Origin of the sequence: Stenotrophomonas maltophilia (genome assembly GCF_900186865.1) — a bacterium.
In the GTDB taxonomy this organism is placed as follows: domain Bacteria; phylum Pseudomonadota; class Gammaproteobacteria; order Xanthomonadales; family Xanthomonadaceae; genus Stenotrophomonas; species Stenotrophomonas maltophilia.
Genome location: NZ_LT906480.1, coordinates 1,187,031 through 1,213,444 on the forward strand (window position 1 = coordinate 1,187,031; position 26,414 = coordinate 1,213,444).

The window sequence follows — 26,414 nt, forward strand, 5'->3', positions numbered from 1 at the left end:
CGATGCCGGGCTGCCCGGCATCGCGGTCCGCGTCATTACTGCGGCAGCACTTCCAGCGTGGCGACGTAGCTCAGGCGGCGCTTGGCGGCCTGCTTCACCGACGTCTTGTTGTCCTCGGTGCCGGTTTCCAGCCAGTACATGCCGGCTTCCGGCCAGGTCACCTTGATCTCGCCCTTGGCATCGCTGGTGACCTTCAGCTCGTCCTGTGCGTTGCGGTAGCGGGTGGCACCACGCACGATCTCGAATTCCAGGCCGGCCGCCGGCTTGCCATCGACGAGCACGCGGAAGGTGGCTTCCTCGCCGGCGAACAGATCGTTCGGGTGGCCGACGGCGACCAGCTCGATGCCACGGTTGGTCGGCTTCAGCGCGGTATCGTTTGGCGCGCCGTTGGTGACGAAGGTCTCCACGCGGCCGACCGACTGGCTCACTTCCAGCTTCTTCGCGTCCTTCGGCAGTTCGCCGAAGGTGGCAACGCTGCCGCGCCAGCGCTTGCGCTCGCCGTTCTGCTCGTAGGTGGCGAACAGGCCATCGTTGACCGACGCGATGCGGTAGGTGCCCGGCTGCTTCAGTTCGATGTCGAACACGCTGCGGTACTTGCCGGTCGACGCGTTCTGCGGCTGCACGGTGCTGCCGTCCGGTGCGGTGATCACCAGCGATTCCAGGCGCAGCGGCACGTGGTTGAAGTAGAACAGGTCGTTGGAGACCGCACCGTCGACGGTGATCCACGGCGCGTTGCCGGCGATCACGGTCTGCGAGGGCAGCAGCCAGGCCTTGTGGGCCAGGGCGGAGAAGGGAAGGGCAGCGGCCAGGGCGGCGGCGAGGACGAGCGTGCGCTTCATGCGGAAGACTCCAGTGGATGCGGGGTAATGCGACAAGGGCGAGGGGATTACGACTTAATCCCCTCCGTCCCCTTTTCAGGGTTTGACGGCGAGGGTGACCTGGCCCAGTTCGGTGGCGCCCTGCGCCTTGCCGTTCTGCGCGGCGGTGGCCGGCCAGGTGAAGGGGATCTTCAGCAGTTCGCGGCCGCCGACTTCGCGCACCGCTTCCACTACCAGGGTGTAGTTGCCCGGGGCCAGCTGCTTCAGTGCCGGCTGCCTGTCGTTGAACGACAGCGCGTGCTTGCCGACCGGGCGGGTCGGACCGGTCACGCCATCCACCGGCACCTGCAGGGTGCGGCCGCTCTTGCGCCACCACTGGCGCAGGTCGGGCAGCCACTTGGTGCCGTGGCCTTCGCTGTTGCTGGTCTGCTGGTACCAGACCGAGAGGTTGGCCGCGACCTTCTGGTCGGCGCCTTCCAGCCACACGGCCACATACGGGCGGTGGTATTCGGCCACGTTGAGCTTGGGCACTTCGACGTTGATGTTGAGGGTGGTGGCATAGGCCGGCGAGGTGGCCAGCAGGCCGCTGAGGGCGATGGTCAGGGTGACGCGCATGGGGCGGCTCCGGAAACGGGGAAAAGTCAGTGGATCAGCAACAGGGCGATCAGCAGCGGGATCATCAGGCCGAGGCCGACCAGCGGCCAGGTCATGCGCCGCTGCCGCGCATGCAGGTGCAGCAGGAACAGGCCGGTGATGCAGAACACCAGGCAGGCCACGGCGAACAGGTCCAGGAACCAGCCCCACGCCGGGCCCGCGTTGCGGCCCTTGTGCAGGTCGTTGAGGTAGGACACCGCGCCGCGCGAGGTCGATTCGTATTCCACCGCGCCGGTCTCGCGATCGATGCTCAGCCAGGCGTCGCCGCCGGGGCGCGGCAGCGACAGGTAGATCTCTTCGGGCGACCACTCGGCCGGTCGCCCGCCGATGGCGATGCCCAGCTGTGTGTCCAGCCATTGCCGGGCAGGGCGCGGAATCGGTGCGTTGCCGTCTTCGCGCGTGCCGAGCTGTCCAAGCAGCGCGGCCGGCAGTTCCAGATGCTGGTTCTGTACCTCGGGCTTGGCCTCGATCTTCGCGGCATGGTTGAGGGTCAGGCCGGTCACCGCGAACAGCAGCATGCCGATCAGGCACACCGCCGAGCTGATCCAGTGCCACTGGTGCAGCGTCCGCAGCCAGAAGCCGCGGTTCTGTTGCTGCTGCACGGTGGAAGAGGCAGGACGGCTCACGGCAGGGTTCGAGGCGGACGGGGACTGCCCATTACATCATTGATGAGAATAGCTCGCAATTGCGTGTCGTTCTGTATCCCTGGAGCAGGTCTGGCGGGTTGCCGGCCAGCGGCCGGCGCTACCGATCGGTAGATCCACGCCATGCGCGGATGAAGCGGTGCCGACCAAGGTCGGCACCCACCAGGGCAGGGCAATGCCGGCCAGTGGCCGGCACTGCCGGTGCGCGGCGATCAGAACTTCGCGTTCAACGAAATCCAGTAGCTGCGGCGCTGGTCCTTGGTCGCGTAGTCATCCACGCAGCTGAACTCGCTGGGATTGAGCAGCAGGCACGACTGTGAAACGAAGTCCTTGTCGAACAGGTTGTTCACCCGTGCGTTGACCGTCAGCCACGGCGTGGCCTTCCAGCTGCCCCCCAGGTGGAAGATCGTGTAGTCCTCGTAATAGCGCACGTGGCGGGTGCCGGCACTGTCGATGAGGGTGTCGCGATAGCGGTCGTAGCGGCCTTCGCCGATCAGCGACAGGCTGATCGCTTCGTTGATCTGCCAGTTGAGGCTGGCGTTGGCCATGTGCTTTGCCGGCGTGGTACCTGAGATCGGGCGTCCCTTGTCGGGGCCGCTGGTCTGCTCGCTCCTGGTCCAGGTGTAGTTGCCGCGCAGCTGCAGGGTGTCGAGCAGGTCGACATGACCGGCCAGTTCTGCACCGCGGGTCTCGGCCTTGTCGATGTTCACGCTCTGGGTGAAGGTGCTGTAGCCCAGTGCTGCCCAGCCTGGGCCGATGTCCACGCAGTAGCCGCTGCCGGCGCGGGCCACTTCGCAGTTCGGGAACGTGCCGCCGCTGGCGATCTTGTCTTCGAACGTGTTGAAGAAGCCGGTGACGTTGAAGCCCCAGCGCTGGCCTTCGTAGTAGGCGGCCAGCTCGTAGTTGGTGCTGGTTTCAGGCTTGAGGTTCGGGGAACCGACCAGAGGCAGCACGCCCTGGCCACCAAAGCCGGTGATGCCCGGGAACAACTGGTCCGGTCGCGGGGTCTTGTAGCCGGTGCTGACGCCACCCTTGAAGGTCCACGCATCGCTGGCGTTCCACACCAGGTAGCCACGCGGACTGACGTGGCTGCCGAACACGTTGTGGTCGTCGTAGCGCAGGCCGAAGGTAGCGGTGAGGGTATCGTTCAGCGCCCAGTTGTCCTCGGCGAACAGCGCCCACATGCGGTGCTTCTGCCTGGTGTTGCTGCGATAACCGGCGCCATCCATGCCGAACACGCCGTCGATCATGTCGGTGTCGTTGTACTGGCCGCCGACGGTCAGCTTGTGCGCGCCGAAGTCGAGGTCGAGCATCGTGTCGAGCACGTAGCCTTCCAGTTCCATGGTGCGCAGCGGACGCGGCAGGAACGCCTGCAGGCGCGCCATCTCGCTCGGGTTGAGCGCGGCCAGGGCATTGCCACGGCCGGCCGCACAGTTGTTGGCGGCGCCGGTGCGGCGGCAGACGTCATTCCACAGCGTCTGCAGGTTGGCGCGCTCGTCCAGGGTCAGTGGCAGCGAACGACCCAGGTTGCTGCTCTTGCTGTGGGTCAGTGAGGTCTGCCAGGTGCCGAAGCTGTAGCGGCCCTGGTGGGTCAGCGACAGCTGATCGCGCTCGTAGCGCTGGTAGGCGGTGTAGCCGACGCGCGGCTGCACCACGCGGCGGGTGACGGTGCCGCTGCCGTTCGGGTTGGGGATGACCGCATTGCCGACGCGCCACAGGCTGGCCAGGCTGTCCAGCGTGCCGGTCTGGCCTTCGCTGTTGTCGTACTTCTGCCGCGATACGTCGTAGTCCAGCCACAGTTCGTGGTCATCGTTGACCCGGAAGTCCAGGCGCACGCCGGTATTCCAGTTGGTGTTGGCCACCGACTTGCCACCGCCGCCGAAGCCGATGCTGCGCTCCCACAGGCTGCCGTCGGGCAGGGTCAGTGCGTCCCACTCCGGATTGGAGGCCTTGGCGTCGTAGTAGCTGCCGCGCACCGCCAGGCTGAGGCGGTCCTTCAGCAGCGGGCCGCTGAGGTACAGGTCGGTGGTGCGCGCATCACCGAACTGGTCATCCTGCTGCACGGTGAAGCCCTGGGTCACGGCGCCGTGCCAGCTGTCCTGGTTGCGTCGGGTGATGATGTTGATGACGCCACCCATCGCGTCTGAGCCATACAGCGTGGACATCGGGCCGCGCACGACTTCGATGCGCTCGATCGCGTCCAGCGGCGGCAGGTAGGCGAACTGGCCGCCACCGAAATTGTTCGGGTACAGCTGGCCGACATTGCTCTGGCGGCGGCCGTCGATCAGCACCAGGGTGTATTCGGACGGCAGGCCGCGCATGGAGATGGTGGCGCGGCCGTTCTTGTCGGTGGCCTCCAGGCCGACGTCGATGCCTTCGACGTCGCGCAGCGCGTCGACCAGGTTGGTGTAGGGGCGCTTGCTGAGTTCTTCGCGGCTGACCACGCTGATGCTGGCCGGTGCATCGATCACCTTCTGCTCGAAGCCGGAGGCGGTGACCACCACCTTGTTCAGCGTCTGTGGCGCGCCGGTAGCGTCACCGTGGGCGAAGGCAGGGGCGGTCATGGCTGCCAGCACGGCGCTGGTCAGCAGGGTACGGGACAGGGACGAACGGACACGATGGCGCTGGGCCATGGCAGTAACCTCGAAGGTTGCAGGGTGGTGCGATGCCAGGCGCGAACGGCGCGGCATGCACGGGGAGGCCCGGTCAGGGGCGGCAGGGATGAAGCAGGCAGCGGCGCGCGGGCGCGACCTCGCAGGCGGTCACGCGGGGCCGTGAATCAGGCGAGCGGCGGCGCCTGGCCGCGTTGCTGGCGGCGCCCGGGCGCATCGGCCCAGGGCGTGTCCGGAGCAGCCAGCGGCCAGTCCGGGCGCACGCCGGGCATGGCCGGCGTGGCGGGTACGAGTTCAAGCTCGGTGCGCAGCCATTGGCTGGCCAGCAGCAACGGCGGGCGTGCCTTCTCGGCTGATTTCACCGGAGCGGCAGCACAGCGGCGCAGCTTGGCCGGTGCCTCTTCCTGCAAGGCGCCTTCGCCGCCGCGCTCTTCCAGCGGCATCTGCACGGCCATTCCGGCCTGGCCGAGTGGCAGCAGCGGCAGGGTGCCCAGCAGCAGGGCCAGCATCGCCACCCACGCCAGCAGGCTGGCCAGCGCAGGACGCTGGCCACGCATGGCGGTGCCCATCTTGCGATGGATGAGTGGACGAGGGCGAAGCGGGCGCAGCAAGCAGGGGTCCCCAGGGGTCTGCCGGCAGCGGCCGGCATCAACGGGGCGTGATTGTAATGAGAGCTGTTAGCCGTTGCAAATGAGAATGATTGCCAAAATGTCGCGGGCCAGCCGGACGGGGCTCAGACCTCGCTCCAGCGCCGCAGCAGGTTGTGGTACACGCCGGTCAGCTGCAGCACCGCCTCGGCGTCGCCGCCGGTCTGCCGCAGGCGCTCGATCGAGCCGTCCATTTCCCATAGCAGGCGGCGCTGCACATCGTCGCGGACCATGCTCTGCACCCAGAAGAACGAGGCCACGCGCGCGCCGGCGGTGACGGGGCGCACCTGGTGCAGGCTGCTGGACGGATACACGATCAGGTCGCCGGCCGGCAGCTTCACTTCGTGCTCGCCGTAGGTGTCGCTGATGATCAGTTCGCCGCCCTCGTACTCGTCCGGCGCCGACAGGAACAGGGTGCAGGAAATGTCCGAACGCAGCTGTTCGCCGTTGGCCAGGTTCATCACCGCGCCATCAACATGGAAGCCATAGGTGCCGCCACCGCTGTAGCGGTTGAAGCGCGGCGGCAGGTATTTCAGCGGCAGCGCGGCGCTGAAGAACAGCGGGTGCCGGGCCAGCGCGACGAGGATGATCTCGCCCAGTTCGCGGCGCAGCGGTGAGGCCTCGGGCAGCTGCTGGTTGTGCTTGGCCTGCGCGCCCAGATGGCCGACGGTTTCGCGGCCATCGGTCCAGTCGGCGGCATCCAGTCGGCGGCGAAAGTCGGCCACCTGGTCGGCGCTGAGAATGTCGGGGATGTGCAGCAGCATGCGGGACTCCTCAGAGGGACGGCGGCGCGACCAGGGCGCGGACCTGTGGATGCGGCGACGCGGCCAGTTCGGGCACGATGTGCGCCATGAACGCCGGGCTGCCGTGGGCCAGTGCGAGCCGCAGCCAGTGCACGGCCTGCTCGACCTGGCCGGCCTGCAGCAGGATCGAGGCGTAGTTCGCCTGGCCGCGGAAATCACCGGCTTCGGCCGCGCGCTGGTACCAGGCCAGCGCTGCCTGCGGATCGGGTGCGGTATCCAGCCCGTCTTCGAGGTGGCGGGCCAGCAGGTTCATCGATTTGGCATGGCCCAGGTGTGCGGCACGGGTGTACAGGGACAGTGCCTGTGCGCGGTCCTGGGTCACGCCGCGGCCGGTGGCCAGCAGGTTGGCCAGGTTGTACAGGCCCCAGTCCAGCCCGGTGTCGGCCGCGCGCCGGTACCACACCGCGGCCAGCACCGGGTCGGGGGCGGTGCCCTGGCCCAGTTCGTGGCAGCGGCCCAGCATGTTCATCGCCATCGGCGCGCCGTTGTTGGCGGCGGTTTCGTACCAGAGCCGCGCCGCCGAGGCGTCCTGTGTGGTGCCTTTGCCTTCCATGTGCATCTGCGCGAGCAGCAGTTGTGCCTCGACCTGCCCGGCCTGCGCGGCGTCGCGCACGCGTGCGAAGGCAGCCTGCGGATCGTGCTGCAGCAGCGCGGCAAGAGCGTCGCTGTCGATGGGGGTACGGGTTGCCATGGGGTGAGTATCGCCGGAAACAAAAACGGCGGCAGGAGAGCCTGCCGCCGTGGTGGAGCGCAGTTACATCAGAACTTCACGTTCAGTGCCAGGGTGGCCGAGCGACCCGGGGCGATGCTCGCGTAGTGCGAGGCATAGGCCTTGGTGAAGTAGATCTTGTCGGTCAGGTTCTGCACGTTGAGCTGCAGGCTGATGTTGTCCTGGATCGCGTAGCTGGCCATCGCGTCGAAGCGGGTGTAGCTGGCAATCCACTTAGTGTTGGCGACGTCACCGTACTGCTTGTCCGAGTAGAACGCACCGGCGCCGATGGTCAGGCCGATCGGGAAGCGGTAGGTGGTCCACAGGTTGGCGCTGTGCTTGGCGGTGTTCGGGAACTCGTTGCCGTTGTTCGGCGACGGCACGTAGACGTTGGACGGGCAGGTGCGGCCCACCGGTGCGCCACAGACGAAACCGTTGTCCTTCAGTTCCGAGTCCAGGTAGGTGTAGCCGCCGTACAGGCTCCAGGCATCGGTCAGCTGGCCCGTGAAGCCCAGCTCGAAGCCGTTGATTTCCTTCTTGCCGGCGTTCTGGCTGGTGCCGTTGTCGATGGTCACACGTGCGTTGTTCATCACGGTGTGGAAGATCGCGGCAGTCAGGTTCAGGCGCTTGTCGAACAGGTCCCACTTGGTGCCCAGTTCGAGGTTCCTGGTGTCCTGCGGCTTGAGGTCGGCCACGGCGGCGCTCAGGCCGTCCGAACCGTCGCCACCGTCCATGCCCGGCGGGGTCGAGGAGGTGCCCCAGGACAGGTAGATGCTGCCGTTGGCGGCCGGCTTGAACACCACGCCGGCCTGGTAGTTCAGGAAGTCGTTGCTGTTGCGCACGCGGGTCGGTGCCTTGCCGGCCACCGGAGTGGTCAGGGTGGTACGGAAGTCGTCGTAGCGCAGGCCGAGGTTGATCATCCACTGCTCATTGAGCTCGATGGTGTCGAACACGTAGGCCGAGGTGGTCTTGGTGCGCTGCTCGACGTCCAGTGCCTTGTCGCTGCGATAGACGATCTGACCGGCCGCCCACGGATCGTTCGGGTTCGGATTGTTGAAGTCGGTGCAGTTGTAGCCGGTGGCCGCGCCGGACACCTGGCAGCGAGTGCTGTTGGCGCTGTTTTCAAGGGGATTGGCGGTGCCCGGCGACATCAGGTAGCTGCCACGGGTCATCTTCTCGTCGCTGTACTCCACGCCCGCGCTGTAGCTGTGCTTGAGCGCGCCGGTCTGGAACGCACCGGTCAGGCCCAGCTGGTCGGCGAAGCTCTTGACGTCGACCGCACGGGTGTTGGTGCGACGCCACAAGGTGCCGTACAGGTTGGGGTTGCCCTTGCTGTCGTCCGGCTGGGTCCACAGGTAGTCGTTGCTGGTGTTGCCCAGGCGCGCGATGTTGCGCAGCTTGTGGCCACCGAAGTCGTAGCTGGCATCCAGGGTGCTGATGTCGGCGCGGGTGCGCTGGAAATCACGGTCGACCAGGCCGTAGTAGTTGTTGCGGTCCGGCACCATCGGCCGGCCATCGCCGTTCTTGGCCACGTTCGGGCCGCTGGAGAACGGATTGCTGTAGGGGAAGCCACCCGCGTCCGGCAGGTCATCGCTCTGCATGTGGTAGTGGCTGGCGATCAGCTGCGCCGGTCCGTTCAGGCCGAACGCGATCGACGGCGCGATGCCCCAGCGGCTGACGTTGGCGGCGTCGCGGCCGGCGATGTCCGATTCGTGCTTCATCAGGTTCAGGCGGGCGGCGATGCCATCCCCCAGCACGTAGTTGGCGTCCACGGTGCCGCGCGCGTAGCTGTCGGTGCCGATGCCCATGCTGGCGCTGGTCTCGTTCTTCAGCTTCGGCGTCTTGCTCACCAGGTTCAGGCTGCCACCACCGGAGTCACGGCCGCCGTAGGCCGAGCTCGGGCCCTTGACCACTTCCACCTGCTCCAGGTCGAAGATCTCGCGGGTCTGCGAGCCGACGTCGCGCAGTCCGTCGACGAACACGTTGCTCTGCGAATCGAAGCCACGGATGAAGGGGCGGTCACCGGTCGGGTTGCCGCCTTCGCCGGCACCGAAGGTGATGCCCGGCACCATGCGCAGCGCATCCTGCAGGTTGGTCGCACCGGTTTCGGCGATCAGCTTCTCCGACACGATCGACACCGACTTCGGGGTGTCCAGCAGCTCGGCGGTGAACTTCGGCGAGGACGGGTTGAACCAGCTGCCGCGCACCTGCACCTTGTCCAGCTCGGTGGCGTTGCGGGAACCGGCGTCGGCGCCGTCGGCAGCCTGCGCAGCCAGCGGAGCAAAGCCCGCGGCCAGGGTGGCGGTGGCGAGCAGGGAAACGCGCGGGGCGTGCTTGCGGGACGTGATGTGGGTCATGGCGGTGGGTAGTGGCTTGGATCGGGAAAGGGCGAGCGCGAGCCGGCGCAGATGGGCATGCGGCGACAGGCGGGAGGTGGGTGCTGTAGAGCCGAGCCAGGCTCGGCTGGCGGGAACGCAATCAGGCGCACGGCAACGGCCGCAGGGCGCCTCAGCTGGCGTGCGGTGCGGGCGGTGCGTGGCCGGGGTTCAACCGCAGCGCGGGATCATGCAACTGCCAGCGCAGGGCATCGGAGCGCCACAGCGGGATACGCGCGACCAGAGCGGCGCGTGCAGGGACCAGACCGGTGCAGGGCGAGGTGCCCTCGCCATCAAACGGAGGCTCCGGTGCTGGTGCGGCGTGCTGCGGGCATTCGTCGGCTGGCGGTTGCGGCAGCGGCATCGCCTGCAGCAGATCTTCAGCGTGTGCCTGCCAGCCATGCGCAGCCGGATCGCCGCCACGTCCTTCGTGCAAGGCCGACCAGCCCAGCAGCAACGTCAGCAGCACGGCCACGAGCAGTGGCCACCCTTGGCGGGCGAGCTGGCACAGCGTGGCGGTGGGCGCGGGCGAAGCCATGGCGCAGGGGCGATGTCGTTACGAAGATGTTACGTAGAATAACATCAACGATAATGATTCGCATATGCGCAATCGGGTTGCCGATCTGGATGGCCTGGAAGGGCCCTGGAGGGCCCCTCAGTGCACTCCAGTGGATCACCCCATGGGTGGATGCTCTCCCGCGAGGCGCCCTCTGGGGGCTCTCCGGGCCCAGCGCCGCCTCAATCCCGGTCGTCGCGGGTCCAGATCGCGTCGTGCTCGCGCTTCACCGGGAACTTGGGCACAGGGCTGTAGGCCGGGGCGCACAGGGCGCGGCCATCGCGCACGTCGAAGCGCGCGCCGTGCAGCACGCACTCCACGCTGCCTTCGGTCGTGTTGAACTCGCCCGAGGACAGTTCGAACTCTTCATGCGTGCACTGGTCTTCCAGTGCGTACAGCTCGCCGTCGAGGTTGAATACCACGATCGGCGTGCCGGTCACTTCGTCGAACACGCTCTTCATTTCACCCGGCAGCAGCTCGTTGCCGGCACAGACAAAGGTCCAGGCCTCACTCACGCGGCGGCTCCGTTCAGCGGCTTTTCCAGGATCTCGAAGCGCAGGTCGTCGCGCTTCGGGATGCCGAAGCGTTCGTCGCCATACGGGAACGGCTTCTTGATGCCGGTACGGCTGTAGCCGCGGCGCTCGTAGAAGGCGATCAGCTCGTCGCGCACGTCGATGACGGTCATCTGCATCACCGGTACGTTCCATTCGCGCGCGGCGTGTGCTTCGGCGGCATCCATCAGCTGCTTGCCGACGCCGCCGCCCTGCTGGGCCGGATCGACCGAGAACATGCCGAAGTAGCCCTTGCCGTCGACATCGGCGACGTGGGCGCAGGCCACCAGCTGGTCCCCGCGCTCGGCCAGCAGGATGGTCGAGCGCGGGCGGTCGAGGTCGGCCTGGATGCCTTCGGCGTCGATGCGGGCGCCATCCAGCAGGTCGGCTTCGGTGGTCCAGCCGACGCGGCTGGCGTCGCCACGGTAGGCCGAGGTGACGAGGGCGATCAGGGCGGGGATGTCGGCCGGCGTGGCGGCGCGGAAGGTCAGGGTGCTCATGGCCCCATTCTAGGTTGGGCGTGGGCGGGCGCAAATGGGGGGAGGGGGCAGATCCCTTTCGCAACGCGGAGGAGCTCTGCCCCCGGAGCACCGGCTATGCTCGCCGTTCATCGCTTTCCCGCAGGAGGCAGAAATGGGTTGGCAAGGCGGAGACGGAGGGGCCATGAAGGTCGCTACGCTCGGCATGATCGTGGCGATGTCGGTCCTGCTCGCGTGCACGGATGCCTCCGTCGTGGGCAGGGACGCTTCCTTCAACAGTTTTGCCTGCCCTGGGTTCAACCCGGCACGTGCACTTCCTGTCGCCCTGGAGGAACTGCGTGCGCACCCTGTCCGCTTTCAGGGCCGCTTGGTAAAGGTGCGGGGTGCCTACGTCGGAGGCTGGGAAATGTCGGCGCTGCATCCAGGACCGCCGGTACGTGACCCGTGGGCGGCAGACGGCATCTGGGTGGAGGGAATCGCGCCGGTGACGTTGCCGACGGAGCAGGCTTTTGAAATGACCGGGATCGTGTCGGCGGCGCGGCCGGATGCGGTGAGCGGCAAGGGGCATCTTGGCCAGTGGCCTGCCGAACTATGTGTGTCGTCGGTGCGGCGGCTGCAGGAGTGATCGGTTAGTTGGGGTCAGAGCCCATTCGCGATGCGAAAGGGATCTGACCCCGGTCTTCCGGGGTTACCCCAACAGCTTCCGCACCTTGGTCAGCGCGGTCATGAAGCGCTCGATCTCGGCGTGGGTGTTGTAGAACGCCAGCGAGGCACGGCAGGTTGCCGCCACGCCGAAGTACTGCAGCAGCGGGTGCGCGCAGTGCTGGCCTGACCGCACGGCCACGCCTTCCAGGTCGAGCAGGGTTGCCAGGTCGTGGGCATGCGCGCCGTCGATCAGGAACGAGACCACGGCGGCCTTCTCCGGTGCTTCGCCGATGATGCGCAGACCGTCGACGCGGCGCAGCTCTTCGGTGAAATGCGCCAGCAGTTCAGCCTCGCGTGCTTCCACGTTCTCCTGGCCAAGCTGCTGCAGGTAGTCGGCGGCCACGCCCAGGCCGATGAAGCCGGCGATGTTCGGGGTGCCGGCTTCGAACTTGTGCGGGGCATCGTTGAACACGGTGCCGTCGAAGCTGACTTCCTTGATCATCTCGCCGCCGCCAAGGAACGGCGGCATCGCATCCAGGTGCTCGCGGCGGGCCCACAGCGCACCGGTGCCGGTCGGACCACACATTTTGTGGCCGGTGATGGCGTAGAAGTCACAGCCGATCGCGGCCACGTCGACCTTGCGGTGCGGCACGGCCTGCGAGCCATCAACCACGGTGATGATGCCGCGCTTGCGCGCTTCACGGCAGATCTCGCGCACCGGGTTGACCGTGCCCAGCACGTTGGACACGTGGGTGACCGCCAGCAGCTTGACCTCCGGGGTCATTGCCGCGCGCAGCGCATCCAGATCGAGTGCGCCGTCAGGCGTGATCTCGGCCACGCGGATGGTGGCGCCGGTACGCTGTGCGACCAGCTGCCACGGCACGATGTTGGCGTGGTGTTCCATGCGCGTGATCAGGATCACGTCGCCGGCCTTCAATCGCGGCAGGGCCCACGAATACGCCACCAGGTTGATGGCGAAGGTAGTGCCGCTGCACAGCACCAAGTCGCTGGGGCGCACGTTGAGGAAGCGTGCCAGCTTGTTGCGCGCGCCTTCGTAGGCGTCGGTGGCTTCGCTGCCGAGCGCGTGCACCGCGCGGCTGACATTGGCGTTGTAGCGGCGGTAGAACTCGTCCACCGCGCCGATCACCTGCACCGGCTTCTGGCCGGTGTTGGCATTGTCGAAATAGACCAGCGGCTTGCCGTGCACTTCACGCATCAGCAGCGGGAAGTCGAGGCGGACGCGATCCCAATCGGGCGCGCCGGTGCGTTCTTCGATCGGGCGCGGGGTGGACAGGTTCATGCCACACCCGCCTCGGCCAGGGCCTTGTCCAAACGGCGTGCCAGCTGCTCGCGCAGGGCTTCCGGCAGGATCTTCAGCGGCTCGTGGCAGAATGCGGCGCTCAGCAGTGCCTGCGCCTGTGCCTGCGGCAGGCCGCGCGAGCGCAGGTAGAACAGCGCGTTGGCATCGAGCTGGCCGACGGTGGCGCCATGCGCGGCCTTCACTTCATCGGCGTCGATGACCAGCGTCGGCTGGGTATCGATCTCGGCGTCGGCCGACAGCAGCAGGTTCTTGTTGGACAGGTTCGCATCGGTGCCGTCGGCGCCTTCGCGGATCTGGATGCCACCATGGAACACCACGCGGCTGCGGTTGGCGGCAACGCCACGCCACAGCAGCTCGCAACTCGTATCGCGCGCGATGTGGTCGATGCCCAGGCGGGTCTCGACGTGGCGTCGGCCATTGCCGAGCAGCACGCCGTTGGCGGTCAGCTGGGCGTTGTCGCCTTCCAGGCGCACGTTCAGTTCGTGGCGGCTGAGTGCTGCGCCCAGTTCCAGGTCGACGCGGTGGTACCGCGCGTCGCGGGCCAGCACCGCGTCGGTACGCAGGAAGCTGGTCTGGCGCGCGCTGCCGGCCTGCACGCGGGCGTGCTTGAGCACGGCATCGCGGGCGACATGGGCGTGCAGCACGGTGTTGTCCAGGTGCGCCGAATCGCCGACGCTGAGGCGGTGCTCGACCACGCCCAGGCTGGCGCCGGCACGCAGTTCGATCAGGTGGCGGTGGTGCCAGGCCAGGTCGGTATCGCCGGCGACGCTGGCGAACACCAGCTGCAGCGGCGCTTCCACCTGCACGCCTTCGTCCACGCGCATCACCACGCCTTCATCGGCCAGCGCGGCATTCAGGCGGGCGAAGATCTCTTCGCTGCGCTCGTAGCGGCGGCCAAGGAAACGCACGGCGTCTTCGCCGGAGGCCAGTGCGGCCGACAGCGGCTGCAGCTGCACGCCGGCCGGCAGGCTCTGCACATCGCTCAGCGCGGCATCCAGACGGCCGTTGACGAACACCAGGCGCGGTGCCGGGATGTCCTCCAGCAGCGCGGCGTCCAGCGCCGGGCCCTGCAGCGGTGCCGCCGCGAACGCACGGCGTTCCAGCTGGCGCAGCGAGGTGTACTTCCAGGCTTCGTTGCGCGCGGCCGGCAGGCCGTCACGCAGGGCCGCGTCCAGCACTTCGCGGCGCGCGTCGCTGCCGCAGAAGGCCTGGGCCATGGAGTCGAGCAGGGCGCTCATCAGACCGCCGCCTCGCGCACCACGCGATCCTTGAGGAAATCGTAGCCGTGCGCTTCCAGTTCCAGCGCCAGTTCCGGGCCACCGGTCTTGACGATGCGGCCATCGGCCAGCACGTGCACCACGTCCGGCTTGATGTAGTCCAGCAGGCGTTGGTAGTGGGTGATGACCAGGAACGAACGGTCAGCGGCACGCAGCGCGTTGACGCCGTCGGCCACGCTCTTCAGCGCGTCGATGTCCAGGCCCGAATCGGTTTCGTCCAGGATCGCCAGCTTCGGCTCGAGCACGGCCAGCTGGAAGATCTCGTTGCGCTTCTTCTCGCCACCGGAAAAGCCTTCGTTGACGCCACGGTGCAGCAGTTCGTCCTTCAGGTGCAGCACGGCCAGCTTCTGGCGCACCAGCTTGAGGAACTGCATGGAATCGAGTTCCTCCTCACCGCGTGCCTTGCGCTGGGCGTTCAGTGCCGCGCGCAGGAAGTAGGTGTTGTTCACGCCCGGGATCTCCACCGGGTACTGGAACGCCAGGAACAGGCCGGCGGCGGCGCGCGCTTCCGGGTCCTGCTCCAGCAGGTCGACGCCGTCGAACTGCACGCTGCCTTCGGTCACTTCATAGCCGTCGCGGCCTGCCAGGACATTGCCCAGGGTGGACTTGCCGGCGCCGTTGGGGCCCATGATGGCGTGCACCTGGCCGGGCTTAACATCCAGCGACAGGCCCTTGAGGATTTCCTTGTCGCCGATGCGGGCGTGGAGGTTTTCGATCTTCAGCATGGTCATGGCTTGGTAGGTTTCGGGGCTGCGGGGGCGATGCGGACGATCTGCACCGTGCCGTTGCCGGGCTGCCCAGGTTGAGCGGGGAGGGCGGAGAAAACCACGATGATCTCTTCACCGGGTTCTTGCAGGCAGGAGACTGCGAGGGAGGCCTGTCGGATGGATTCGGCAGCGGCGCGATCCAGCTCACGGTTGCCCGAGCTCAGGCGAGCCCGGATCGCGCCGAAGCTGCCGTCCTGCCCCGTTGTCAGCACTATCGAAAATTCTTTCGGCGCGGAGATGACCGTGCTGGCGGGCAATCTGACCGGGGTGGCACCCACCAGGTCTTCGGGGGTGCAGGACGCGTTGGCCAGGGCCCAGGGCGAAAGGCCCAGCAGCAACAGTGCGGGCAAAGACGTACGCATCATCCGACGCTTCCTTCCAGCGAGACTTCCAGCAGCTTCTTGGCCTCCACCGCGAACTCCATCGGCAGTTCGCGGAACACCTGCTTGCAGAAGCCGTCGACGATCATCGACACCGCGTCTTCCTGGCTGATGCCACGGGCGCGGCAGTAGAACAGCTGGTCGTCGGAAATCTTCGAGGTGGTGGCCTCGTGTTCGACGGTGGCGCCCGGGTTCTTCACCTCGATGTAGGGGAAGGTGTGTGCGCCACACTGCTTGCCGATCAGCAGCGAATCGCACTGGGTGTAGTTGCGCGCGCCATCGGCGTTGCGGTCCACCCGCACCAGGCCGCGGTAGGTGTTCTGGCCACGGCCGGCACTGATGCCCTTGCTGACGATCTTGCTCTTGGTGCGCTTGCCGACGTGGATCATCTTGGTGCCGGTGTCCGCCTGCTGGCGGTGATGGGTCAGCGCCACGGAGTGGAACTCACCGACCGCGTCGTCGCCGAGCAGCACGCAGGACGGGTACTTCCAGGTGATCGCCGAACCGGTTTCGACCTGGGTCCAGGTGACCTTGCTGCGCGCGCCACGGCATTCGGCACGCTTGGTGACGAAGTTGTAGATGCCGCCGACGCCGTTCTCGTCGCCCGGGTACCAGTTCTGCACGGTGGAGTACTTGATCTCCGCGTCTTCCAGCGCGACCAGCTCGACCACCGCTGCGTGCAGCTGGTTCTCGTCGCGCATCGGCGCGGTGCAGCCTTCCAGGTAGGACACGTAGGCCTTGTCCTCGCACACGATCAGGGTGCGCTCGAACTGGCCGGTGTGGCCGGCATTGATGCGGAAGTAGGTGCTCAGTTCCATCGGGCAACGCACGCCCTTGGGAATGAACACGAAGCTGCCATCGGAGAACACCGCCGAATTGAGCGCGGCGAAGTAGTTGTCGCCTACCGGCACCACGGTGCCCAGGTACTGGCGGACCAGTTCCGGATGTTCCTTGATGGCCTCGGACATCGAGCAGAAGATGATGCCCTTCTCGGCCAGTTCCTTGCGGAACGTGGTACCGACGGACACCGAGTCGAACACCGCGTCCACCGCCACGCCTGCAAGCTTGGCACGCTCGTGCAGCGGCACGCCCAGCTTGTCGTAGGTGTCGAGCAGTTCCTTTGGCACGTCATCCAGCGAGGCGTACTTCGGGCCCTTGGGCGCGGAGTAGTAGCTGAGCGCCTGCAGGTCGATCGGCGCGATCTCCAGCTTGGCCCAGTCCGGCATCGGCATGGTCAGGAAGTGGCGGTAGGCGTCCAGGCGCCACTGCGTCATCCACTCCGGCTCGTCCTTCTTGGCCGACAGGGCACGGATGGTGTCCTCGTCCAGGCCCGGCGGCAGGGAGTCCGATTCGATCTCGGTGATGAAGCCGGCCGAATACTTGCGGCCGAGCTGCTCGTGGATCTCGCGGTTGGGGGTGTCGTCGTGGGCGACGTTTTCGATGGTTTCGGTGGCCATGGGGGGCTGCCTGTGGATCAGGAGACGACGTCGACAGCGATGGTGCGGCGCTGTTCGTCATCGGCAAGGGGAAGAGGGGGCAGGATCTGGGCGAGGGTGACATCGCGCAGGGCCTCGGAGACCACGTCGTTGATCAGCCGCCAGCTGCGGCGCGCGCCGCACTTGGGCGCCATGCCGCACTGGTGGTGGTCGTGGCTGCATTCGGTCAGGGCCAATGGCCCTTCCATCGCTTCGACCACTTCGAACAGCGAGATCTCGATGGCCGGGCGGGTCAGGCGGTAGCCGCCACGGACACCGCGCAGGCCTTCGACCAGGCCGGCCTGCGCCAGCGGCTTGAGCACCTTGCTGACGGTGGGCGGCTCCAGGCCGGTGAATTCGGCCAGCTCAGTGGCACTGAGCACCTCGCCCGGACGGGCGGCAAGCACGGTCAGCACCACGGTGGCGTAATCGGTGAGCTTGGTGACACGCAACATGGGAATGCGAGCGGTTCTTAAAGCGGACTGAAATTGTACGCTTTTATTCGCCGGCATCCAACCCGGGCATTCAGCCGGCGCTGGGACGGACCGGGACGACGCACCGGGGCCACCGCCGGGGCGCCATGCTGCGCCAACGGGGTGATTTTCGCAATCACCCGGAATGGGCGAGAATCCCGGTTCCATCCGCTGCAAACAGCCCGTGCCGATGCCGAAGAAGATCCAAGCCCGCAAGTCCGCCATCCATGGCAACGGCGTGTTCGCCGTGGCCCCGATCAAGCAGGGCGAGCGCGTGATCCAGTACAAGGGCCTGCTGCGCAGCCACGGCGACGTTGATGCCGATGACAGCGGCGACGTTGAAAGCGGCCATACCTTCCTGTTCACCCTCAACGATGACTGGGTGATCGATGCCAACTACAAGGGCAACGATGCGCGCTGGATCAACCACAGCTGCGACCCGAACTGCGAGGCGGTGATCGAGGAAGACGAGGACGGTGACAGCCGTGGCGACAAGGTGTTCATCGAGGCGCTGCGTGACATCAAGGCCGGCGAAGAGCTGACCTACAACTACGGCATCACCCTGGCCGAGCGTCACACCGCCAAGCTGAAGAAGATCTGGGAGTGCCGCTGCGGCTCGCCCAAGTGCACCGGCACCATGCTGCAGCCCAAGCGCTGACCGGTACCGGGTAGTGCCGGCCGCTGGCCGGCAAGGCGCAATCCAGGTGCCGGCCAGCGGCCGGCACCACCCGGAGGCTCTCCACCTGCCGTGCACGGCAGGGTCACCGCCGTGCAAGGGCCGTTCTTCCATTCTGTCGGCACCCCCAACCGGAGTGCACCCATGGCAGAACGATTGAAGGGCAAGCAGATTGCCATCCTTGCCACCCACGGCTTTGAACAGTCCGAACTGACCGAACCCAAGCGTCTGCTGGAAGCCGAAGGCGCGCGCGTCAGCGTCGTGTCGCCTGCAAAGGAGGCGACGATCAAGGGCTGGAAAGAGAAGAACTGGGGCGACGCCGTTGCAGTGGATATTCCGCTGGATGAGGCCGATCCGGCCAGCTTCGATGCCCTGGTGCTGCCGGGAGGGGTCATCAATCCGGACACGCTGCGTACCGACGAGGCTGTACTCGGCTTCGTCCGCGCAGTAGACGAAGCCGGCAAGCCTGTGGCGGCGATCTGCCATGGCCCGTGGCTGCTGATCAACAGTGGCCTCGCCGATGGCCGCGAGCTGACGTCCTGGCCGTCCCTGCAGCAGGATCTGACCAATGCGGGGGCGAACTGGCGCGATGCCGAGGTCGTGGTCGACGGCAACGTGATCACCAGCCGCAAGCCGGACGACATCCCAGCCTTCAGTGAGGCGGTGGTCAAGGCACTCGCCGCCTGATGCGCTGCCGGTAGTGCCGGCCGCTGGCCGACACCACCTTACTTGCCCAGCACGCCTGCCGGCACCAGGTTGCCCAGGTTCTGGTTGAAGGTGACCACCAGCTTGCCGTTCTTCACCTGTGCCGATTGCACCTGCAGCGCGCCAAGCACGCCGGCCACGGCCGGGTCCAGCTTGTAGATCGGCTCCCGCTGGGCGTAGTCGCTCAGCCAGGCGTTGAGCAGGCCACGGGTACGGGAGTCGAGACGACCGCCCTGGTTGGCCGGCGTGAAGTCATCCACGCTCGGCTGCTGCAGATGGAATCCCTGGGTCTGCGCGTCGTAGCGCAGGCCGCTGCTGAGCTTCACCGTACCCAGTTTGGCCGGATTGCCACCGGCAGTGGCCAGTGCCACGTCCATGCCAAGGTTCAAGCGCTCGCCGGCCGGGAGGCTCAGCTGGGGGTGGCTCATGGTGAGGGCGATCAGTCCGCCCAACGCGTCCTGGGTGCGCGGGAAGCTGCCATCGAGATACTGCTGCACATCGCTGGCGCCGACCGACAGTTCGCGGCCGGAAATGGATGGGGCGGCCTGCGCGCCAATCGCGGCGGCGATCAGCACGGTGGAGGCGGCGAGGCGGGTCATCAGGGAACGCAGGCGCATGGCGGTGACCGCTGGACTGGGAAAGGATGGAGGAAAGAGTAGCCGGGACGGCTGAATCGCGCGTGCATGCCGCTGCAATGGTTCAGTCCAGCGTTGGCCGCAGTTGCGCCGACTGGATCTGCCAGCCGCGGCCATCAGCACTGGGCTGCACGCGGTACCAGCCGCCGAAGCGGAAGGTCCCTTGGGTGGTGACCGCGCGGATCCGCACCGGCACTTCCAGCAGCTGGGGAGGATGCTGGCCGTCGCGTGCCACCGGGGGCTCGCTGTCCAGCCGCAGCGTACGCACGCCCTGCAGCTGGCGTATGGCAGCGTCATCTGCGCGGTGCGGGTCGGCCGGTGGAATCGCCCATGCCGCGTCGCTGGCGCTGCGGTTGCGGTTGAGCAGCGCGATCACGTAGCGGTTGAGCATCACCGATGGTGGTTGGGCGTCGGCAGCGACCGCAGCGAACAGCGGATCGATCGCCGGTGTCTGCAGGGACGCCGCTTCGGAGCCGGCGATGCCCTGCGTTCCGGCGCCGGCGACAGCCGGCGCTGGCGCAACATCGGGCGCTGCCGCAGGCCTGGAGCAGCCGAGCAGCGCCAGGGGCGCGATCAGGAAAAGCGTCCTGCGCATGCCTCCTCCCCGAGGCGATGTGGGGGAGACAGTGTATCGGCTGCGCGGGAATCAGCGGGAGGAGGGCAACTGCTCCAGCGCATCCAGTGCCGGCAGCACCTGCCCGGCGATGGCGGCCAACGCATGTCCATCGGTCTCCGCGTGGCGCTGCACGATGTCGCGCAGCAGCTGGGTGGCGATCACCAGGGTCGCGCGTTCATCACCGCTGATGCCAGCGGTGCGTGGCGCCGCTTCCAGCAGGCGCATCAGGTCGCGGCTGGCGCGATGTTCCAGTTCGATGGTGCAGCGCCCGGTGCACTGCAACCCGTCCTTTTCGATGGGGGTCACCGAGATCCGGTAGCGGGTGGAGGGGCTGGCCATGAGGGGATGCTCGCCGTAGCTGTGGAGGATGTGCCCACCTTAGGCAAGGCCGTGCGCGGCGGCGATGGCCGGGGCTGCACGCAGTGTTCCACCCGGTACGTTCCAGGGCCTGCCCAGGCCGCGCCTGGCTAATGGCGACGGGCTTGAACGGGGATTTTCCAGTATGCGGCAACGCTGTGTTGCGAATGCCCCGGGGCGGCGCATCCACACGTGGCGTGGACCTGCTGCCGGGAACGTGCAAAAGAAAACGGGACGGCCAGAGCCGTCCCGTCGGAATCCGCGTTGGGGCGCGCGCTTACAGCGCGGCGTCCTTCAGCTTCTTCAGCGGACGCACCTTCAGCTTGGTGGTGGCCGGCTTGGCAGCGAACCACTGCTCTTCCTTGGTGAACGGGTTGATGCCCTTGCGCTTCGGCTTGGCCGGCACATTGACGGTGGTGATCTTCAGCAGGCCCGGCAGGGTGAAGGAGCCAGCGCCCTTCTTGTGCACCGAGGAGGCAACGGCGCTTTCCAGCGAGGCCAGCACAGCGCGGACGTCCTTGGCGACGACGCCGGAGGCTTCAGCGATGTGTGCAACCAGGCCGGACTTGGTCAGCACTTCCTTGATCGGCTTCGGAGCGGCCGGCTTGGCGGCTGCCTTCGTCGCGACTTTCTTCACTGCCTTCTTCGGGGCAGCCTTCTTAGCGGTCTTTGCCATGGTTTCCTGTTCCGTGAACGGTTGGTTGTTTGGTCGGCGCCGAACCCCGTCGGCAAGCGCAATGTAGGGCAACTCTTGGGCGCCGCCAATAGCCCGAAGCGCGGAAAGTGCATGTTTTTTCATATCCAGGCCGATTCAGTACATGGCGCGCCGTGGGAGACGGGGGTGTGGCAACGTGCGCTACGGCCCACGCCCGCCCATCGGCGGAATGCGCGAAACCACTGAAAACAAGAGAAAAATGCGTTTCCGGCTGGTAAGAAAGTGTCCACGCGCCGGGTTCGGAAGGCGACCTGCGGCGTGCGGCGGAGCGACGCAGGGCTAACGCCTCCCGTGCGAGGGTGACCGTTCATCACCGTCACGCAGGAGCAGCACATGGGAATCTCGCGACACGCCACCGCGCACTGGGAAGGCGATCTGAAGTCGGGCAAGGGGCAGCTGAGCACGCCGCAGAGCGGGCTGCTGGACAAGACACGCTACGGCTTCAACAGCCGTTTCGGCGACGAAAAGGGCACCAATCCGGAAGAGCTCATCGCTGCTGCGCACGCCGGTTGCTTCACCATGGCGCTGTCGGCCAAGCTCGGCGAAGCCGGCTTTACCCCGACCTCGCTGGATACCGAAGCCAAGGTCGATCTGTCATTGGAGGGCGGCCCGCAGCTGTCGCAGATCCGGCTGAAGGTGAAGGCAGTGGTGCCGGGTATCGACGCGACGCAGTTCCGTGCGATTGCCGATGACGCCAAGCAGAACTGCCCGGTGTCCAAGGCGCTGAGCGCGGTGCCGATCAGCCTGGAAGCCGAGCTGGGCTGAGGGTAGTGGCGGCCGCTGGCCGGCAACCGCATGATCTCGAGGTCCAGGTAACAGCCGGCCAGCGTTATGGCGGCCTTCCTGGCCGCCACCCTCCGGGCCGTCGCGTCCGACGTTGGCAGCGGCTCCTGCCGCTGCCTTCGGCTCTACCTCGATGGTGTTTACCAATCGATGGTGCCGCTGATCACCGTCTGCACCTGCCCGCCAGACCAGACCTCGCCGTCCTGGTCGACCAGCAGGGTCAGGCGCGCGTCATGGCCGACTTCGCGGCCCTGGCTGACTTCAAACGGCGTCCGTCCACGCGGCAGCGCGTCACGCAGGTCCAGCCACGCGGCCAGCACCGCATTGGCCGCACCCGAGGCGGCGTCCTCGAAGCGGCGTCCATTGCCGACGAAGGCACGTACGGCCAGGTCGAAACCCTCGCTGCCATCGCTGAAGGCATAGGCGAACACGCCCATGCTGTCGGTGGATTCAGCCAGTGCGGCCACTGCATCCCAGTCTGGCTGCAGCGCGCGCAATGCGGCCTCGTCGGCCACCTGCACCACCCACCAGCTGCGGCCGCCCTGCATGCGTGCCGGCGGCAGTGTGCCCAGCGGCCAGTCCTTCAGCGCGGCCTGCAGGCGCGGATCGGTGGCCTCAGCGGTTTCGGCCAGCTGCGCGCGCGGGGTGCGGATGGCGATGCGCTGCTGCGTACCTTCACCGCTGACGCGCAGCGGCAGCGCGCCGGCAATGCCGTCCTGCACCAGCACGCCGTCGACCGCTGCGGCCAGGCCCGCCTGCAGCACCGCGTGCGCGGTACCGACGCTGGGATGGCCCGCGAACGGTACTTCCTTCTGCGGGCTGAACATGCGCAATCGATAGCTGGCGCCCGGCACCCGCGGCGGGAACACGAAGGTGGTTTCGGGCAGGCGCGTCCAGCGCGCGATGGCCTGCATGCTGGCGTCGTCCAGGCCCTCGGCATCGAGTACCACGGCCAGCGGATTGCCAGCGCCGGCGCGCGGGGAGAACACGTCCAGCTGCAGGAAACGGCGGGTGGTCATCAGGCGGCACTCCAGTAAACAGGCCGCATAGCGTAGCGCGGAGCACCAAAAAGGGGACGGAGGGAATTAAGTCGCTTTTGCCTCATGTGCCATAAGCGACTTAATTCCCTCCGTCCCCTTTTTTCCGTGGGCTACCAGCGGATGCTGCCGTCGATCACGCACTGCACCTGGCCGCCGATCCACACCGTGCCCTGCGCATCAACCTCGACCTGTACGCGACCATCGCGGCCGACTTCGCGGCCCTGGCTGGCGACGTAGCGGCCCTCGCGGCCGGGCAGGGCATTGCGCTGGCGCAGCCAGGCACCGATCAGCGCATTGGCGCTGCCTGTCACTGGATCCTCGGGCACGGCGGCTGCATCAGCCGGGCAGAAGGCGCGCACCACCCGGGTGTGGTCGCCGCCGGCCTCGTCGGCGAACACGGCCACACCGGTCGCGTCGGTGGCGAGGCTCCAGTCGGCCAGCGTGGCCATGTCCGGCACAAGGTTGCGTACGGCAGCGGCGTCGCGCAGCGGCAGCAGCCACCAGCGTGCGCCGTTGTCCCACAGTTCGGGCGCGTGCCCGCTGGCAGCCAGCGCCAGCAGCTCCTTCGGCGCGGCGTCCGCCATCGTGTCCAGTTGTCGTGCCGGTGGGCTGGCCAGCTGGATTTCCGGCGCCTCGGCCGGACCGCTGACCCGTACCGGCAGCAACCCCGCCTCGCATTGCTGCAGCAGGGCACCGTTGCGCGGTTGCGCCAGGCCGCAGGTCACCGCCGCCCAGGCGGCGCCGACGCTGGGGTGGCCGGCGAAGGCCAGCTCGCGGGTCGGGGTGAAGATGCGGATGTGGTAGTCGGCGCCCGGCGTGCTGGGGCGCAGGAAGAACACCGTCTCGGACAGGTTCAGCCAGGCGGCCAGGGCCTGCATCTGGCTGCTGGAGAGCCCGTCGGCGTCCAGGATGACGCCCAGCGGGTTGCCGGTGCCGGGGCGGGGGGCGAAGACATCGAGCTGCAGGTAACGGAGGACGGCCATCTACGGGGATATTGCGCTTAGAATCAAAGGTTCCGCCCCCGAGGGCGGCTTCCCCACATTCTACATAGCCAATCCATGTCAGCTTCCCCCCTTGTCGATCGTTGGATCGTACTGAAGTTCGGCGGCACCTCGGTGTCGCGTCGTCACCGCTGGGACACGATCGGGAAGCTGGCGAAAAAACGCGCGGAAGAGACCGGCTCGCGCGTGCTGGTGGTGGTGTCGGCGCTGTCCGGGGTCACCAACGAACTGACCGCGATCGCCGATGGCGCGCCCGACAGCCGGGACCGCGTGGCGGCGCTGGTCGAACGCCACGAGGCCTTCCTGGTTGAACTCGGCCTGGGCCGCGAGGTGCTGGCCGATCGCCTGGCGGCGCTGCAGGGGCTGCTCGACGACGCGCGGGCGGCCACCCGTCCGCTCGACTGGCAGGCCGAAGTGCTGGGCCAGGGCGAGCTGCTGTCCTCCACCCTGGGTGCGGCCTACCTGCACGCTTCGGGCCTGGACATGGGCTGGATGGATGCCCGCCAGTGGCTGGACGCGATGCCGCCGCAGCCGAACCAGAGCGACTGGTCGCAGCGCCTGTCGGTGAACTGCCAGTGGCGTGCCGACGCGGAATGGATGCAGCGCTTCCGTGCGCAGCCGACCCGCCTGCTGATCACCCAGGGCTTCATCTCGCGGCATGCCGATGGCGGTACCGCCATCCTCGGCCGCGGCGGCTCGGATACCTCGGCGGCGTACTTCGGTGCGCTGCTCGGTGCCAGCCGCGTGGAGATCTGGACCGATGTGCCGGGCATGTTCAGTGCCAACCCGAAGGATGTGCCGGACGCGCGCCTGCTGACCCGCCTGGACTATTACGAGGCGCAGGAAATCGCCACCACCGGCGCCAAGGTGCTGCACCCGCGCTCGATCAAGCCGTGCCGCGATGCCGGCGTACCGATGGCCATCCTCGATACCGAGCGCCCGGAACTGCCGGGCACCAGCATCGACGGCAGCGCTGCGCCGGTACCAGGGGTGAAGGCGATCAGCCGCCGCAACGGCATCGTGCTGGTGTCGATGGAAGGCATCGGCATGTGGCAGCAGGTCGGCTTCCTGGCCGATGTGTTCAATCTGTTCAAGAAGCACGGCCTGTCGGTGGACCTGATCGGTTCGGCCGAAACCAACGTCACCGTGTCGCTGGACCCGTCTGAGAATCTGGTCAATACCGATGTGCTGGCCGCGCTGTCGGCCGACCTGTCGCAGATCTGCAAGGTGAAGGTGATCGTGCCGTGTGCGGCGATCACCCTGGTGGGCCGTGGCATGCGTTCGCTGCTGCACAAGCTGTCGGACGTGTGGGCGACCTTCGGCCGCGAGCGCGTGCACATGATCTCGCAGTCGTCCAATGACCTGAACCTGACCTTCGTCATCGACGAGGCCGATGCCGATGGCCTGCTGCCGGTGCTGCACGCCGAGCTGATCGACAGCGGCGCGATGCCGGTGGAAGAGACCGAAGTATTCGGCCCGCGCTGGCGCGAGATCGCCGGCACCGTGCGCCCGCGTGGCACGCCGTGGTGGCGGGGCCAGCGTGCGCACCTGCTGCAGCTGGCCGATGCCGGTACGCCGCGCTACGTCTACCATCTGCCGACCGTGCGCGCCCGCGCCCGCGCGCTGGCCGCGATCAAGCCGATCGACCAGCGCTACTACGCGATCAAGGCCAACAGCCACCCGGCCATCCTGCAGCTGCTGGAAGCCGAAGGCTTCGGCCTGGAGTGCGTGTCGCATGGCGAACTGAAGCACGTGTTCCAGCACCTGCCGGAACTGTCGCCCAAGCGCGTGCTGTTCACTCCCAGCTTCTGCCCGCGCAGCGAGTACGAAGCCGCATTCGCGTTGGGCGTGACCGTGACGGTCGACAACGTCGAGGCACTGCAGCGCTGGCCGGACCTGTTCCGCAACCGCGAGCTGTGGCTGCGCGTCGACCTGGGCCGTGGCGAAGGCCACCACGCCAAGGTCCGTACCGGTGGCAAGGAGTCCAAGTTCGGCCTGCCGATCGCCCGTGTCGACGAGTTCGTGCGCGCGGCCACCGATCTGGGCAGCCGCGTGGTCGGCCTGCATGCGCACCTGGGCAGCGGCGTGGAGACCGCGCAGCACTGGCGCCTGATGTGCGATGAGCTGGCCGGTTTCGCCCGCCGCATCGGCAGCGTGCAGACCATCGACATCGGTGGCGGCCTGCCGATTCCGTATTCCGCCGAGGACGAGCCGTTCGATCTGGATGCCTGGGCCGAGGGCCTGGCGGAGGTCAAGGCGCTGCATCCGGCGTTCCGCCTGGCGATCGAGCCGGGCCGCTACCTGGTGGCCGAATCCGGCGTGCTGCTGACCCACGCCACGCAGGTGGTGGAAAAGGACGGCGTGCGCCGCGTCGGCCTGGATGCCGGCATGAACGCACTGATGCGCCCGGCGCTGTACGACGCCTGGCACGACATCGAGAACCTAAGCCGCCAGGGTGGGTATGCCGAGGCGGCGTTCGATGTGGTCGGCCCGATCTGCGAATCCAGCGATGTGTTCGGCAAGCGCCGCAAGCTGCCGGTGTCGACCGCGCCGGACGACGTGATGCTGATCGCCGATGCCGGCGCCTACGGCTATTCGATGGCCAACACCTACAACCAGCGGATGCTGCCGCGCGAAGACGTGATCGAATGATTGCCGCCCTGCACCCGCCCACCGACACGCCCCGCGCCCTCGCGCGGG

General features: G+C 67.3%; 28 protein-coding genes. 5 read left to right on the forward strand and 23 right to left on the reverse strand.

What is annotated here, in order from left to right:
* Positions 1 to 35: 35 nt before the first annotated feature.
* The 11 genes from CKW06_RS05700 to CKW06_RS05750 form a co-directional block, all read right to left on the reverse strand.
* Entirely contained in the window at positions 36 to 839 is an 804-nt protein-coding gene (locus CKW06_RS05700; protein WP_005408419.1) for a DUF4198 domain-containing protein, read from the reverse strand.
* A 75-nt stretch (positions 840 to 914) separates the two neighbouring features.
* Entirely contained in the window at positions 915 to 1,433 is a 519-nt protein-coding gene (locus CKW06_RS05705) for a DUF2271 domain-containing protein (protein WP_024958214.1), read from the reverse strand.
* 26 nt (positions 1,434 to 1,459) lie between these two features.
* Complete coding sequence (locus CKW06_RS05710; protein WP_005408421.1) at positions 1,460 to 2,098, reverse strand: PepSY-associated TM helix domain-containing protein; 639 nt, start codon at positions 2,096 to 2,098, stop codon at positions 1,460 to 1,462.
* Positions 2,099 to 2,328: 230 nt separating this feature from the next.
* Positions 2,329 to 4,749, reverse strand: coding sequence for a TonB-dependent receptor domain-containing protein (locus CKW06_RS05715; protein WP_024958213.1), 2,421 nt, complete (start codon positions 4,747 to 4,749; stop codon positions 2,329 to 2,331).
* 146 nt (positions 4,750 to 4,895) lie between these two features.
* Positions 4,896 to 5,297 (reverse strand): hypothetical protein, encoded by a 402-nt coding sequence (locus tag CKW06_RS05720; RefSeq protein ID WP_024958212.1) that lies wholly within the window; start codon positions 5,295 to 5,297, stop codon positions 4,896 to 4,898.
* A 164-nt stretch (positions 5,298 to 5,461) separates the two neighbouring features.
* A complete protein-coding gene (locus CKW06_RS05725) occupies positions 5,462 to 6,139 on the reverse strand; it encodes a Fe2+-dependent dioxygenase (protein WP_012510312.1) in 678 nt (225 codons plus the stop codon).
* 10 nt (positions 6,140 to 6,149) lie between these two features.
* Entirely contained in the window at positions 6,150 to 6,869 is a 720-nt protein-coding gene (locus CKW06_RS05730) for a tetratricopeptide repeat protein (RefSeq protein ID WP_024958211.1), read from the reverse strand.
* Between the two features lie 68 nt (positions 6,870 to 6,937).
* Positions 6,938 to 9,244 (reverse strand): TonB-dependent receptor, encoded by a 2,307-nt coding sequence (locus tag CKW06_RS05735; RefSeq protein WP_024958210.1) that lies wholly within the window; start codon positions 9,242 to 9,244, stop codon positions 6,938 to 6,940.
* Positions 9,245 to 9,395: 151 nt separating this feature from the next.
* Positions 9,396 to 9,800 (reverse strand): hypothetical protein, encoded by a 405-nt coding sequence (locus CKW06_RS05740; protein ID WP_005408427.1) that lies wholly within the window; start codon positions 9,798 to 9,800, stop codon positions 9,396 to 9,398.
* A 200-nt stretch (positions 9,801 to 10,000) separates the two neighbouring features.
* On the reverse strand, positions 10,001 to 10,333 hold the full coding sequence (locus CKW06_RS05745; RefSeq protein ID WP_005408428.1) for a non-heme iron oxygenase ferredoxin subunit: 333 nt from the start codon (positions 10,331 to 10,333) through the stop codon (positions 10,001 to 10,003).
* Complete coding sequence (locus tag CKW06_RS05750) at positions 10,330 to 10,869, reverse strand: GNAT family N-acetyltransferase (protein ID WP_005408429.1); 540 nt, start codon at positions 10,867 to 10,869, stop codon at positions 10,330 to 10,332. Before CKW06_RS05750 ends, CKW06_RS05745 begins: the two co-directional genes overlap by 4 nt.
* Before the next feature lie 163 nt (positions 10,870 to 11,032).
* Here CKW06_RS05750 and CKW06_RS05755 point away from each other — a divergent pair, with 163 nt between their 5' ends.
* Positions 11,033 to 11,473 carry a hypothetical protein gene (locus CKW06_RS05755; RefSeq protein ID WP_139338706.1) on the forward strand — a complete coding sequence of 147 codons (441 nt, stop codon included), beginning with the start codon at positions 11,033 to 11,035 and terminating at the stop codon, positions 11,471 to 11,473.
* A 63-nt stretch (positions 11,474 to 11,536) separates the two neighbouring features.
* Here CKW06_RS05755 and CKW06_RS05760 read toward each other — a convergent pair whose 3' ends face one another.
* Genes CKW06_RS05760 through CKW06_RS05785 form a run of 6 tightly spaced genes read right to left on the reverse strand, consistent with a single transcriptional unit; the run spans position 11,537 to position 17,168 of the window.
* Complete coding sequence (locus tag CKW06_RS05760) at positions 11,537 to 12,793, reverse strand: cysteine desulfurase (RefSeq protein ID WP_005408431.1); 1,257 nt, start codon at positions 12,791 to 12,793, stop codon at positions 11,537 to 11,539.
* Positions 12,790 to 14,052: a Fe-S cluster assembly protein SufD gene (gene sufD / locus CKW06_RS05765; protein ID WP_005408432.1), complete on the reverse strand. Its 1,263-nt coding sequence runs from the start codon at positions 14,050 to 14,052 to the stop codon at positions 12,790 to 12,792. Before sufD ends, CKW06_RS05760 begins: the two co-directional genes overlap by 4 nt.
* A complete protein-coding gene (sufC, locus tag CKW06_RS05770; protein ID WP_024958766.1) occupies positions 14,052 to 14,816 on the reverse strand; it encodes a Fe-S cluster assembly ATPase SufC in 765 nt (254 codons plus the stop codon). Before sufC ends, sufD begins: the two co-directional genes overlap by 1 nt.
* A 2-nt stretch (positions 14,817 to 14,818) precedes the next feature.
* Positions 14,819 to 15,223, reverse strand: coding sequence for a hypothetical protein (locus tag CKW06_RS05775; protein ID WP_005408434.1), 405 nt, complete (start codon positions 15,221 to 15,223; stop codon positions 14,819 to 14,821).
* A complete protein-coding gene (sufB, locus tag CKW06_RS05780) occupies positions 15,220 to 16,695 on the reverse strand; it encodes a Fe-S cluster assembly protein SufB (protein WP_024958767.1) in 1,476 nt (491 codons plus the stop codon). Before sufB ends, CKW06_RS05775 begins: the two co-directional genes overlap by 4 nt.
* Before the next feature lie 17 nt (positions 16,696 to 16,712).
* Positions 16,713 to 17,168 carry an SUF system Fe-S cluster assembly regulator gene (locus CKW06_RS05785; RefSeq protein ID WP_024958768.1) on the reverse strand — a complete coding sequence of 152 codons (456 nt, stop codon included), beginning with the start codon at positions 17,166 to 17,168 and terminating at the stop codon, positions 16,713 to 16,715.
* A gap of 208 nt (positions 17,169 to 17,376) precedes the next feature.
* On the opposite strand from CKW06_RS05785, the gene CKW06_RS05790 reads away from it, so the two are divergent.
* Positions 17,377 to 17,844: an SET domain-containing protein gene (locus CKW06_RS05790; RefSeq protein WP_012479369.1), complete on the forward strand. Its 468-nt coding sequence runs from the start codon at positions 17,377 to 17,379 to the stop codon at positions 17,842 to 17,844.
* 162 nt (positions 17,845 to 18,006) lie between these two features.
* A complete protein-coding gene (locus CKW06_RS05795; RefSeq protein ID WP_024956948.1) occupies positions 18,007 to 18,549 on the forward strand; it encodes a type 1 glutamine amidotransferase domain-containing protein in 543 nt (180 codons plus the stop codon).
* Between the two features lie 38 nt (positions 18,550 to 18,587).
* On the opposite strand, the gene CKW06_RS05800 is transcribed toward CKW06_RS05795, so the two are convergent.
* From CKW06_RS05800 to CKW06_RS05815, 4 genes are all read right to left on the reverse strand, one after another.
* Positions 18,588 to 19,184, reverse strand: coding sequence for a YceB family lipoprotein (locus CKW06_RS05800; protein WP_005408439.1), 597 nt, complete (start codon positions 19,182 to 19,184; stop codon positions 18,588 to 18,590).
* Positions 19,185 to 19,266: 82 nt separating this feature from the next.
* The gene (locus CKW06_RS05805; RefSeq protein ID WP_024956949.1) at positions 19,267 to 19,797 is read right to left on the reverse strand and encodes a hypothetical protein; all 531 of its coding nucleotides are present in this window, start codon (positions 19,795 to 19,797) and stop codon (positions 19,267 to 19,269) included.
* 51 nt (positions 19,798 to 19,848) lie between these two features.
* On the reverse strand, positions 19,849 to 20,157 hold the full coding sequence (locus CKW06_RS05810) for a DUF3861 family protein (RefSeq protein WP_005408441.1): 309 nt from the start codon (positions 20,155 to 20,157) through the stop codon (positions 19,849 to 19,851).
* A 295-nt stretch (positions 20,158 to 20,452) separates the two neighbouring features.
* Complete coding sequence (locus CKW06_RS05815) at positions 20,453 to 20,851, reverse strand: HU family DNA-binding protein (protein WP_005408442.1); 399 nt, start codon at positions 20,849 to 20,851, stop codon at positions 20,453 to 20,455.
* Positions 20,852 to 21,223: 372 nt separating this feature from the next.
* Between CKW06_RS05815 and CKW06_RS05820 the strand changes: the two genes are divergently transcribed.
* Entirely contained in the window at positions 21,224 to 21,655 is a 432-nt protein-coding gene (locus tag CKW06_RS05820) for an OsmC family protein (protein WP_005408443.1), read from the forward strand.
* Positions 21,656 to 21,813: 158 nt separating this feature from the next.
* Here the strand turns inward: CKW06_RS05820 and CKW06_RS05825 are convergent, their stop codons facing one another.
* The gene (locus CKW06_RS05825) at positions 21,814 to 22,692 is read right to left on the reverse strand and encodes a PhzF family phenazine biosynthesis protein (RefSeq protein ID WP_024956950.1); all 879 of its coding nucleotides are present in this window, start codon (positions 22,690 to 22,692) and stop codon (positions 21,814 to 21,816) included.
* 131 nt (positions 22,693 to 22,823) lie between these two features.
* Positions 22,824 to 23,696 carry a PhzF family phenazine biosynthesis protein gene (locus CKW06_RS05830; RefSeq protein ID WP_024956951.1) on the reverse strand — a complete coding sequence of 291 codons (873 nt, stop codon included), beginning with the start codon at positions 23,694 to 23,696 and terminating at the stop codon, positions 22,824 to 22,826.
* A gap of 75 nt (positions 23,697 to 23,771) precedes the next feature.
* Here CKW06_RS05830 and CKW06_RS05835 point away from each other — a divergent pair, with 75 nt between their 5' ends.
* Entirely contained in the window at positions 23,772 to 26,366 is a 2,595-nt protein-coding gene (locus CKW06_RS05835; protein WP_024956952.1) for a bifunctional aspartate kinase/diaminopimelate decarboxylase, read from the forward strand.
* Positions 26,367 to 26,414 lie beyond the last annotated feature (48 nt).